The following is an 11,767-nucleotide window of genomic DNA, read 5'->3' as shown; positions in this document are numbered from 1 at the left end:
GATGGGGTCGACTCGGGACGGCGCGGGCCGGGAGGTCGTGCGCGAGCCGCACGACCGGATCGACCTGACGGGAATCAGGGCCTTCGGCAGGCACGGGGTGTTCGACTCGGAGCGGCGGCAGGGCCAGGAGTTCGTCGTGGACCTGCGGCTGCGCGCCGACCTGGCCGAGGCGCAGCGCAGCGATCGGCTGGAGGACACCGTCGACTACGGCGCGCTGGCCAACAGGGTTGTCGAGATCGTCGGCGGCGAGCCGTGCGACCTGATCGAGGCACTCGCGGGACGGATCGCCGATGACCTGGCCGACGACCCGCGCCTGTGGGGGGTCGAGGTGACGGTGCACAAGCCCTCGGCCCCGATCCGGGTTCCGTTCGGGGACGTCGCGGTCACGGTCAGCCGGGAGCGCGTCTCGTGAGCAGGACCGTGCTCTCGCTGGGGTCGAACCTCGGGGACCGGTTGGGGTATCTGCAGCTCGCCGTCGACGGTGTGCGGGAGGCTCTGGTCGCCGTGTCGTCGGTGTACGAGACACGGCCGTGGGGTGTGTCCGACCAGCCGGACTTCCTCAACGCCGTGTGTGTTGTGGATGATCGTGCCCGCGACGAGTGGGACTGGTTGCGCCGCGCCCAGGAACTCGAGGAGGCAGCCGGCCGGGTGCGGGAGCGGCGATGGGGCCCGCGAACCCTGGATGTCGACCTGGTCGTCGTCGGCGAGGTGCGTTCAGAGGACCCGCGCCTGCTGCTGCCACACCCGGGAACCGCCTCGCGCGCGACGGTGCTTGTCCCGTGGCTGGAGATCGAGCCGCGGGCCCGGCTTCCGGAGCAGGGGCCGGTCGCCGGGCTGCTGGAGCAGCTGCCCGCGGAGGAGCGCGCGGGTGTGCGGCGGCGGGACGACCTGCGCCTGCAGTAGGCCGTGCCCGATACGCTGGCCGGGTGCAGTTCACTCGGGCGAGAGACCTGGTTCTCGCGGGCCTGATCGGGCTCGGCGTGGGGTACGTGCTGTTCGACAACGCGTACCGGGCGATGCCGGACCTACCGACGCTGGCCGGTGTCACGTTGCTGGTCCTCGCGCTGATCGAGCTCGGGTTCGCCGTATCGGCACGGGGCAGGATCAGGGACGGCCGTGTCTACGCCGGGCTGCTCATCGCCAGGTTCGTCATCCTGGCCAAGGCGTCCTCGCTGCTCGGTGCACTCATGCTGGGTGGATGGCTCGGCGCGTTGCTGTACCTGACCCCCAGATCGAGCACCGTGCAGGCGGCGGCCGACGATGTGCCGAGTGCGGTGGTCGGAGTGATCTGCGCTGCTTGCCTGATCGGGGCCGCGTTGTGGCTGGAGTACAGCTGCCGTTCGCCCGAGCCGGACGACGAGCAGCGGCGTGACCGGTCGTCGGAGTAGTGTCGCGCCGGCCGGGTGGATGCCGTTTCACTCACCGTTCGATGACAAGATCGGTGTGGATACCTCGTAGGAGACGACAACGAAAGTACCGAGTTGGTATCGGTCTCGTCACTAACAGGTAGGCTCACGGCCATGAAGGTTGCACCCGGCGGCCGCGCGGGCACGTTGATGCTCGTCGCGAGCGCGGTCCTGGCTGCCGGGGCGATCTGTGTGCTGCTGCTGACGTCGGACGATCGTGCACTTCGCCTGGGACTGCTCGCTGCGCTGTGGGCCGCGATGCTCGCCGGCGTGCTCGCTGCCCGTTACCGCACGCATGCCGTGCAGGCCGAGGAGGTAGCCGAGCAGGCTCAGGACTCGGTCGAACGGGCACAGGAGGTCTACGAGCAGGAGCTGGAGCGCGAGGTGACCGCGCGCAAGCAGCACGAGCTGGAGTTCGAGCTCGCCAAGCGCAAGGAGCTCGAGGACGCGTCGCGCGCGGAGCTGGACCGGCTGCGCTCCGAGGTCGAGGCGTTGCAGCAGACGCTACGCCAGCTGCTCGACGGCGAGGTGCTGTACGAGCGGATCGCGTTGACCGCCCAGGCCACCCGGATGCGGGCCGGCGGGGACGACGTGCGGTACCTCGAGCAGGGTGGCATGGACGCGTACGACGAACTCGGCCTCGAGGCGCTGGCGAACAGCATGGACGGCGCTCGCCACGGCGCGGCGTACCGTGACAATGCGGGCACGGACAGCGACCACGACGGTGCCCGGCAGCGAAGCCCGGCGCCCGCGCGCGCCGGGCACGCGAACGGGGTGCGTCCCGGGCAGCCTCAGGAGGCGTCCACCGAGACGTTCGCTCGGGTAATCGAGTACAGCGACGCCTCGCACGGCGGTTCCGCGAACAGCTCGGCAGGCGGCTTCCAAAGTGCCCCGTACAACGGCCATAGCAGCTCCTACAACGGGCACGCCGCGCGCGGCGGAAGTGGTACCCCTGCCGCGCACAACAACGGTCACAGCGCCAACGAGCCGCACAACCCCGCCCCGCCGCGGGGAAGCCACCATGCTCGTCCGGAGGACTCGCCTGCCACCGGTGGCCCTTCCGGCGAAGCCTCCTCCTGGTTCACGCCTCCCACCGGTCCCGGACCGACGCACGGAACGGGCCGGCCACAGGGCCAGTCGCCGGGCCGGCCACAGGGCCAGTCGTCGGGCCGGCCACAGGGCCAGTCGTCGGGCCGGCCGGACGGGCAGCCGGATGCCGGTCCGGCCGCCGGTCCGACCGGTCGTCACACAGCCGGACACGGCTCGCACGTCGCCGAGCACGAGCCACGGACCTGGCAGCAGTGGGGCGCCGATGACAGCGACCCCCCGCGGCACGGGCACGGCGGCGCGCACGGTGCGCACAGCGCGGTTCGGGCGGGTCAGCATGACCGGCCCGAACACGAGCACCGCTCCGGCCACGAGCGCCCCGCCGAGCACGGCCTGCATTCCCGGCATGACCGGGTCGCAGGCGATGCCACTCATGACCGGTTGGTGGGCGAGGACCGGACGGGCGGTCAATGGCCGGCCGCCGATGACCGGCGAGCGCGCGGTGCGCACGAGGCCGATGAGCCGGATGACACGGGGACGCACGCGGAGGGACGGCCGGTCAGTGAGCTGCTGGCCTCCTACGGCGGCGGTGTCGAACCCCGGAGGCGTAGACGGCGGGAGTGACCGCGGGCCCGGCACGACCTGCGTGCCTGACACGTGAAGCTGGTCACCTAGAGTAGGCGCGCACGGCGGCGTGTCAGCTACTCTCGCGCTCATCGTCCGGTACCCGGAACGCTCCGGCCAGTTGCGCGGGAGAGCCTGCTGTGGAGCGGGACTGGAACGAGCGAAGGAGCTATGTACATGAACCGGCCCGCACGGCTCTCTGTCGGTATCGTCTCGGCCGGCAGGGTAGGAAGTGTGCTCGGCGCGACACTCGCCGCCGCAGGTCACACCGTCATAGCCGCGTCGGCCGTCTCGGACGCTTCGGTTCGCCGCTGCGAGGAGCTCCTGCCGGGAGCCGAGATCGCCGGCCCGGACGACGTCGCGCGGCGCAGCGATCTCGTGCTGCTGGCCATACCCGATGACGTGCTGCCCGGGACGGTACGGGGACTGGTCGCCGCGGGGGCGCTGCGTTCCGGTCAGATCGTCGTGCACACCTCGGGCGCGCACGGTGTCGATGTGCTGGACCCGGCCGCCGGGACCGGCGCGCTGTGCCTCGCCCTGCACCCCGCGATGACCTTCACCGGCCGTTCGGAGGACGTGCAGCGGCTGGCGTCCTGCTGCATCGGCGTCACGGCGGCGGCGGACGACGAGGCCGCGTGGCCGGTCGGCGAGGCGCTCGCGGTGGAGATGGGGGCCGAGCCGGTACGCCTCCCGGAGGCGGCACGACCGCTCTACCACGCCGCGCTGACGCACGGCGCCAACCACCTCATCACGCTCATCGCCGACTGTCTCGACCAGCTTCGTGGTGCCGGGGTCGCCCAGGCCGAGCGACTGGTGGGGCCGCTGCTGTCCGCGTCCTTGGACAACGTGCTCCGGCACGGGGACCGGGCACTGACCGGTCCCGTTGCCAGGGGCGACTCCGGCACGGTGCGCGCGCACCTCGATGTGCTGTCTCAGCACGCCCCCGAGATCGTCGGCAGCTACACGACGCTCGCGCACCGCACGGCGGTGCGGGCCCGCGAGACCGGGCTGCTCACCGAGGAGGCCGCCGCCGACATCGACACAGCATTAGGGGGCAAGCAGTGACCGTGAGCCAGGCCCGGTTCACCCGGGACCAGCTGAACGTGCTGGCGCGCGCGGAGGACGTGACCCGTACGAGTAACGCCCTGCGGCGGGTCGGGAACAAGGTCGCTTTCGTCCCGACGATGGGCGCGCTGCACGAGGGGCATCTCGAGATCGTGCGCAGGGCGAAGCGGATCCCCAACACCGTCGTCGCCGCGTCGATCTTCGTCAACCCGCTGCAGTTCGGCCCCGGCGAGGACTACGAGGCCTACCCCAGGTCGCGTGAGGCCGATCTGGAGGCTCTCGAGCGAGCCGGGGTGGAGCTGGTGTTCACCCCGGATGTGAGCGAGCTCTACGACAGCGACGCCGCGGTGACCGTGCACCCGGGACCCCTCGGTGACGAGCTGGAAGGCGCGCACCGGCCGGGGCATTTCGCGGGGGTGCTGACCGTGGTCGCGAAGCTGTTCAACATCGTGCGCCCGCACTACGCGCTGTTCGGCGAGAAGGACTACCAGCAGCTGGTGCTGCTCAAGCGGATGACGCGCGACCTCAACATGGAGCCGTCGGTGATCGGTGTCCCCACGGTGCGCGAACGTGACGGGCTCGCGCTGTCGTCACGCAACCGCTACCTCACCGACGAGCAGCGGGAGCAGGCCGTCGTGCTGTCAGCGGCCCTCACCGCAGGAGCGCACGCGGGCCACCACGGTCCGGACGCGGTGTACGAGGCGGCCCGCGAGACGCTGGCCGCGCAACCCGAGGTGGCCGTGGACTACCTCGCACTGCGGGACCCCGAGCTGGGGCCCGCGCCGGACGAGGGAGAGGCACGGCTGCTGATCGCCGCCCGGGTGGGTGGCACCCGGCTGATCGACAACGCAGGACTCGTCATCGGTGACCCGATCTGACGCCCCAGGCACCCGTATCCAGGAGTTCCCACCATGTACCGCACCATGCTGAAGTCGAAGATCCACCGTGCGACCGTCACGCAGGCCGACCTGCACTACGTCGGTTCCGTGACCGTGGACGAGACACTGATGCGCGCGGCCGACCTGCTGCCAGGAGAGCAGGTCACGATCGTGGACATCACCAACGGAGCGCGCCTGGAGACCTACGTCATCCCCGGCGAGGCCGACAGCGGGGTCCTCGGGATCAACGGCGCGGCCGCCCACCTGGTCCACCCTGGCGACCTGGTCATCCTGATCTCCTACGGGCAGATGGACGACGCGGAAGCCGTCACCTACCAGCCGAGAGTGCTCTTCGTGGACGGCGACAACCGCATCGAGCACACCGGTGGTGACCCCGGGCACGCGCCGGAGGGATCCGGGCTGGTCAGCGGGGCTACACCGATCACGCGGCCGGGCACCGCGGTGTACGCACACAGCTAGGCGTGGCTCGGTAACCATGCTGCTTACCGTGGATGTCGGTAACACCAACATCGTCATTGGCCTGTACACCGGCAGGGGAGCATCCGCCGAGCTCGTCAGTGACTGGCGTATGCGTACCGACACCCGGGTAACCGCGGACGAGCTCGCGCTGTCCGTACGGGGCATGCTCGCGGAGAACGCGGACACTGTGACCGGCATCTGCGCGCTGTCCACGGTGCCGTCCGTGTTGCGGGAGCTGCGGGTGATGTTCGCGCGGTACTACGAGCTGGTACCAACAGTGATCATCGAGCCCGGTGTGCGGACCGGGCTGCCGTTGCGCGTCGACAACCCCAAGGAGGTCGGCCCCGACCGGATCGCCAACGCGGTCGCTGCGCACGAGCTGTACGGCGGGCCGTGCGTCGTCGTGGACTTCGGGACCTCCACGGTCGTCGACGCCGTCTCGGCGCGGGGTGAGTTCCTGGGAGGCGCGTTCGCACCGGGTGTGGAGATCTCACTCGACGCCCTGGCTTCGCGGGCGTCGGCACTGCGCGAGGTGGAGCTGGTGCCGCCGCGTTCGGTCATCGGAAAGACCACAGTGGAGTGCTTGCAGTCCGGGATCCTGTACGGGTTCGCCGGGCAGGTGGACGGGCTGGTGCGCCGATTCCAGCACGAGTTGTGCGCGGATACTCAGTTCACCGCCGAGGATGTCGCGGTGATCGCCACCGGCGGGCTCGCCCCACTGATGATCGGCGAGTGTGGCTCGGTCACCGAACACCGGCCGGATCTGACGATGGCGGGACTACGGCTGGCCTACGAGCGCAACGTGCGGTGAGGATCCGGCCCCTGCGGCGCTGGTCGGCCGAGCACGGATCGCCGGTCGGGGCAGCCGCAGGGACGAGGAATGCCCTCGGGTATCCGCGGTCGAGTTCGCCGACGGCCATCGCACCGACGGATTGATGCGAACAGATCCCGGGTTGTTCCCGTACCGGGATATTCTTGACGGGGTGCCGGGGCGGTATCCGTTGTCGGCCGCGGCGACTCTTCCGCCTGTCACCCGCCGCCTTCCACGGCCGGGCTCCGTGTCATACATTCCGCGCGGCACCTCGTGTGGCTGCTCGTGAATGGCCTGGGGCGTTGCCGGCGGCGGTATTCACCGCCGTCTCATCGCCCGGCGAGGATTGTTGGCCGCTGCCTGTCGTCGTCCTTTCGCCCCTCATCCGCGCCCTTCAATCGTGGTGCAGCGCGCCCGCGGATTCTTCGCGCGATCCCCGCACGTAGGCTTCGTGAATGACCGGCGCGTTATGAGGGCAGGTGGTGGTGCGTGCCGGTGCAGGCGGTATCCGACCCGCGCGTTCCGCGTTCTTTTCCGGGTCGTATGATCTGTTGGCCGGGTGGGGCCGGAAGGTTATTCACAATCCGGTGAGCCACCGGATCGACCTCATGGGGTGCTATGCGTGGTGTGGTTGGTTGCCTGGGCCGCACGGTCACCGGCTGCGGACAATCCGGCGGCATCACGTTCGGGGTGGGCCGGGATACGGCACGCGATGAATGTGTCGGCATTGAACGCTCTTACCCGAGGGCTATTCACGGGCCGGCGAACGGGGCAGCCCGAAGGGCGGCTCACGGCCGGGGACAGCGGGTCGCTGGTGATGCGTGGTGAGCCGACTGTGGCGAATAGCCCGACATATGAATGGGGAGGCCGGTCGCGGATCGAGGGGTCGAAACCCCGTGACAGGAAACGGTGCGTGGTGGAGGCGAATGGCGAAGCGAAGTTGTCGGACCCGCTGTCGGTTTGCGTTTAGCATGGAATTAGAGTATTAATGTGTTGCCGTGCTGTTGCCACTGCCGTGGGTGAGGTCGCACGTGCATACACGAAGGTTCTGATCATTCCTAGGCTGGAGGGAACGAATGGCCCAGAAGGTGCTCGTGTCACTCATCGATGATTTGGATGGTGGCGAGGCTGAAGAGACTGTCGAGTTCGGTTTGGACGGAGTTACCTACCAGATCGACTTGTCGGGTGAGAATGCCGAGGAGCTGCGCGACGCCCTGGCGCAATACATCGAGCACGCCCGGCGTTCTGGTGGCCGGAAGAAGGCGGGAACAAAGAGCAGTGCCGCATCGAGCCGTTCCGCGTCGGTGGATAGGGAACAGAACCAGGCGATTCGGGCATGGGCGCGGAAGAACGGATATACCGTCTCGGACCGTGGCCGCATTCCCAGCGAGGTCGTGGACGCTTACCACAAGCGGAAGTGACACCTCCCCTTCCCGGGAGCGCCGGAGGGTTATTCGCAACTCGCCGGGCGAAGGCCGCGGCTGTGCCACTCGTGAGCGGCAACTCGTGAGCGGCGAGTACGGCTGCCGGGCCGCGCCCGGCGAGGTGTGAACAGCCCTCCGGACGCGGTGCACTACAGCGGGGGGATGACGCGGGGGCACGTCCGGCAGGGACCTTTGCCCTCGCTGAGCATGTAGTGAAAGCAGCACGACTCCTTGCGCCGTGTCCAACCGAGACGGCCGTGCTCGTCCGTGGCCGGATGCAGGGTCGACGCCGAGGTGAACGGGCCGGAACAGTCGCGAAGCAGCAACTCCGCGTCCGTTACCCCGGCCCCTTCGTCACCGTTCTGCTTGCCTGCTCGCCACATGCCGACGTCGAGCGCGTCGGTGGCAGCCCCCCACAGGTTGCGGGCGCCGAATCGCACGGTCGGCTGGTAGGCGCGCACGAAGCGCGCGGCGTGCGCCACGTACCGGGCGCGCAGCAGCTGGACGAGCCGGTCCTCGGAGTCGACGACGAATGCCTCGCTCGAGCCCGCGGCCGGGTCGTCCGGCAGGCAGGCGAAGGCCCGGTTCGCCACGGCGATACCGGCGGGCTCCGGCTTGCCGCGTGCGGCGATCCGGAATGACAGGTCCTCCGGCCGCAGCGAGGGCACGCGGCGCTCGTGATGGAACAGCAGCGTGGCGAGATACGCGGGCACCTGGAGGTACCAGGAGCGGACGCCCGCGGCCACCGTCTGGTGCGGGGCTTCGCCGTACTCGGCCAGCAGCCATTCCGCCGCGACCTCACGCCAGGTGGCGAGCCCGTCCGGATGGGCGAGCAGGTCGGCGCACTGCTGCCATTCCCGCTGCCCTCGGCGGCCCGGCGTCGGCGTGTCCAGCGTGATGTGCACGAGCTCTTGACGCTGGTTGACTCGGGAGATCGACTCCGGAAGGTCCCGTGCGGCACGACTGACCGGCAACGGTGCAGGCATGACCACCTCCACTGCCCTTCCGGCGTCCATTCGAGTGCTTAGGTGTGCCTAACTTTAACGTACTGGAGTCGGATCGCGGGGATGTCATTCGTCACGTCGGGTTAATCGCTCCGCTTGATGGCTGATACCGCCGGTGCGACTCACCCGACCGGAGGGCCGTTCGCGCTGAGCGGACACGGGGTCGATACGGGAACCCTCAGCACGGTCGCGCGCGTTGTGTGGAGTGTGACCAGCGGATCTGGTGATTCCACCCGGGATGTCGTCGTGCGGGTGCGCTGCCTGCGGCGACGTGGTGGACTGAAGTAATGGCCCGAGGAAAGCCGTTAGCGGGCTTCCCGGGTGGAAAGCCTCGTAGTGGTTACCCAACCGGCAGGGGATGGCTACTACAGTGGTCTTACGGTGCTGAATAAGTCGCGCTGGGCAGCCCGCCGAGCACGATGACATCATCACCGCCGACGCAGCAGTCGAGGGAGTGGGAATGTTCGAGAGGTTCACCGACCGCGCGAGGCGGGTGGTTGTCCTGGCCCAGGAAGAAGCCAGGATGCTCAACCACAACTACATCGGCACCGAGCACATCCTTCTGGGTCTGATCCACGAGGGTGAAGGTGTCGCTGCCAAGGCGCTCGAGTCCTTGGGGATCGCGCTCGAGGGTGTACGCCAGCAGGTCGAAGAGATCATCGGGCAGGGTCAGCAGGCGCCGAGCGGGCACATCCCGTTCACACCGCGTGCCAAGAAGGTACTGGAGCTGTCCCTGCGCGAGGCGTTGCAGCTCGGCCACAACTACATCGGCACCGAGCACATCCTGCTCGGGCTGATCCGCGAGGGCGAGGGTGTCGCCGCGCAGGTACTGGTGAAGCTGGGCGCCGACCTCAACAGGGTCCGCCAGCAGGTGTTGCAGCTTCTGTCCGGCTACCAGGGCAAGGAGCCCGCCGAGGCGGGTGCCGGCCGTGGAGAGGGGACACCGTCCTCCTCGCTGGTGCTGGACCAGTTCGGGCGCAACCTGACCCAGTCCGCCAGGGAAGGCAAGCTGGACCCGGTCATCGGCCGCAACAGCGAGATCGAGCGGGTCATGCAGGTGCTGTCCCGCCGGACCAAGAACAACCCGGTGCTGGTCGGCGAGGCCGGTGTCGGCAAGACGGCCGTCGTCGAGGGTCTGGCCCAGTCGATCGTCAAGGGCGAGGTGCCGGAGACGCTCAAGGAGAAGCAGCTCTACACCCTCGACCTGGGTTCGCTGGTCGCGGGCTCGCGTTACCGCGGTGACTTCGAGGAGCGCTTGAAGAAGGTACTCAAGGAGATCAAGACTCGCGGGGACATCATCCTGTTCATCGACGAGCTGCACACCCTCGTCGGCGCCGGTGCGGCCGAGGGCGCGATCGACGCGGCGAGCATCCTCAAGCCGATGCTGGCACGCGGTGAGCTGCAGACGATCGGCGCGACCACGCTCGAGGAGTACAAGAAGCACGTCGAGAAGGACGCCGCGCTGGAGCGTCGCTTCCAGCCCATCCAGGTGGGCGAGCCCTCGCTGGAGCACACCATCGAGATCCTGAAGGGCCTGCGGGACCGGTACGAGGCCCACCACAGGGTGTCGATCACCGACTCCGCGCTGGTCGCGGCCTCGACGCTGGCGGATCGCTACATCAACGACCGGTACCTGCCGGACAAGGCGATCGACCTGATCGACGAGGCGGGTGCGCGGATGCGGATCCGCAGGATGACCGCTCCGCCGGACCTGCGCGAGTTCGACGAGAAGATCGCCGATGTGCGCAGGGACAAGGAGTCGGCGATCGACGCGCAGGACTTCGAGCGCGCCGCGTCCCTGCGGGACGAGGAGAAGACGCTGCTCGGCCAGAAGTCCGAGCGGGAGAAGCAGTGGAAGGACGGTGACCTGGACGTCGTCACCGAGGTCGATGACGAGCAGATCGCCGAGGTGCTCGCGCACTGGACCGGGATCCCGGTCTTCAAGCTCACCGAGGAGGAGACCACGCGCCTGCTCCGCATGGAGGATGAGCTGCACAAGCGGATCATCGGCCAGGACGACGCGGTCGCGGCGGTGTCCCAGGCGATCCGGCGTACCCGCGCCGGGCTGAAGGACCCGAAGCGCCCCTCCGGGTCGTTCATCTTCGCCGGACCTTCGGGTGTCGGGAAGACGGAGCTGTCCAAGGCGCTGGCCAACTTCCTGTTCGGCGAGGACGACGCGCTCATCCAGATCGACATGGGCGAGTTCCACGACCGCTACACCGCGTCGCGGCTGTTCGGTGCTCCCCCGGGCTACGTCGGTTACGAGGAGGGCGGTCAGCTCACCGAGAAGGTGCGCCGCAAGCCGTTCTCCGTGGTGCTCTTCGACGAGATCGAGAAGGCGCACCAGGAGATCTACAACACGCTGTTGCAGGTGCTCGAGGACGGCAGGCTCACCGATGGTCAGGGCCGCACCGTCGACTTCAAGAACACCGTGCTCATCTTCACGTCGAACCTGGGTACCCAGGACATCTCCAAGTCGGTGAGCCTGGGCTTCTCCTCCGGCGGGGACGAGGAAACCCGGTACGACAAGATGAAGCAGAAGGTCAACGAGGAAATGAAGAAGCATTTCCGGCCGGAGTTCCTCAACCGTATCGACGACGTAATCGTGTTCCACCAGCTCACGCGGGAACAGATCATCGAGATGGTCGACCTGATGACCGAGCGGGTCGAGACGCAGTTGAAGAAGAAGGACATGGCGCTGGAGCTGACCGATCGAGCCAAGAAGGTCGTCGCCAAGCGCGGGTTCGATCCGGTACTCGGTGCGCGGCCGTTGCGGCGCACGATCCAGCACGAGATCGAGGACCAGCTCTCCGAGAAGATCCTGTTCGGGGAGATCGAGTCCGGCCAGATCATCGTGGTGGATGTGGAGAACTTCGACGAGGAAACCGAGCGGCACGAGGACGCCTACTTCGTCTTCCGCGGGGAGTCGAGGCCGGCTGACGTGCCGGACGCCCCGCCGGTGGACGTCGCGGCCACCGGTGGCGAAGGTGGCAGCGAGAGCAGCGGCGAGTCGGAGTCGTAAACCGTC

The 11,767-nt window shown here is 68.5% G+C and carries 11 protein-coding genes; 10 read left to right on the top strand and 1 reads right to left on the bottom strand.

The features are described 5' to 3' along the window. The first annotated feature begins 1 nt into the window (after position 1). From folB to CHB84_RS12990, 9 genes are all read left to right on the top strand, one after another. Positions 2-412, top strand: coding sequence for a dihydroneopterin aldolase (gene folB / locus CHB84_RS13030; RefSeq protein WP_089301865.1), 411 nt, complete (start codon positions 2-4; stop codon positions 410-412). After that, positions 409-903, top strand: coding sequence for a 2-amino-4-hydroxy-6-hydroxymethyldihydropteridine diphosphokinase (gene folK, locus CHB84_RS13025; protein ID WP_089301864.1), 495 nt, complete (start codon positions 409-411; stop codon positions 901-903). The genes folB and folK overlap by 4 nt, the downstream gene beginning before the upstream one ends. Positions 904-926: 23 nt before the next feature. Then, a complete protein-coding gene (locus tag CHB84_RS13020) occupies positions 927-1,388 on the top strand; it encodes a DUF3180 domain-containing protein (RefSeq protein WP_089301863.1) in 462 nt (153 codons plus the stop codon). 132 nt (positions 1,389-1,520) lie between these two features. Beyond that, on the top strand, positions 1,521-3,077 hold the full coding sequence (locus tag CHB84_RS13015; RefSeq protein WP_089301862.1) for a DUF6779 domain-containing protein: 1,557 nt from the start codon (positions 1,521-1,523) through the stop codon (positions 3,075-3,077). A gap of 177 nt (positions 3,078-3,254) precedes the next feature. Then, positions 3,255-4,142, top strand: coding sequence for a Rossmann-like and DUF2520 domain-containing protein (locus CHB84_RS13010; protein ID WP_089301959.1), 888 nt, complete (start codon positions 3,255-3,257; stop codon positions 4,140-4,142). A 2-nt stretch (positions 4,143-4,144) separates the two neighbouring features. Continuing rightward, on the top strand, positions 4,145-5,020 hold the full coding sequence (gene panC, locus CHB84_RS13005) for a pantoate--beta-alanine ligase (protein ID WP_425432302.1): 876 nt from the start codon (positions 4,145-4,147) through the stop codon (positions 5,018-5,020). A gap of 33 nt (positions 5,021-5,053) precedes the next feature. Then, positions 5,054-5,500, top strand: coding sequence for an aspartate 1-decarboxylase (gene panD / locus CHB84_RS13000; RefSeq protein ID WP_089301860.1), 447 nt, complete (start codon positions 5,054-5,056; stop codon positions 5,498-5,500). Between the two features lie 16 nt (positions 5,501-5,516). Further along, positions 5,517-6,311: a type III pantothenate kinase gene (locus CHB84_RS12995; RefSeq protein ID WP_089301859.1), complete on the top strand. Its 795-nt coding sequence runs from the start codon at positions 5,517-5,519 to the stop codon at positions 6,309-6,311. 1,076 nt (positions 6,312-7,387) lie between these two features. After that, complete coding sequence (locus tag CHB84_RS12990; RefSeq protein WP_089301858.1) at positions 7,388-7,732, top strand: histone-like nucleoid-structuring protein Lsr2; 345 nt, start codon at positions 7,388-7,390, stop codon at positions 7,730-7,732. Between the two features lie 152 nt (positions 7,733-7,884). Here the strand turns inward: CHB84_RS12990 and CHB84_RS12985 are convergent, their stop codons facing one another. Continuing rightward, complete coding sequence (locus CHB84_RS12985) at positions 7,885-8,721, bottom strand: iron-sulfur protein (RefSeq protein WP_245818717.1); 837 nt, start codon at positions 8,719-8,721, stop codon at positions 7,885-7,887. Positions 8,722-9,199: 478 nt separating this feature from the next. On the opposite strand from CHB84_RS12985, the gene CHB84_RS12980 reads away from it, so the two are divergent. Next, complete coding sequence (locus CHB84_RS12980) at positions 9,200-11,761, top strand: ATP-dependent Clp protease ATP-binding subunit (RefSeq protein WP_089301857.1); 2,562 nt, start codon at positions 9,200-9,202, stop codon at positions 11,759-11,761. Positions 11,762-11,767: the final 6 nt, after the last annotated feature.

Origin of the sequence: Haloechinothrix alba (assembly GCF_900188115.1) — a bacterium.
Classification (GTDB): Bacteria; Actinomycetota; Actinomycetes; order Mycobacteriales; family Pseudonocardiaceae; genus Haloechinothrix; species Haloechinothrix alba.
The sequence above is the reverse complement of the archived record's forward strand: the minus strand, read 5'-3'. Positions and strand labels throughout refer to the sequence as shown.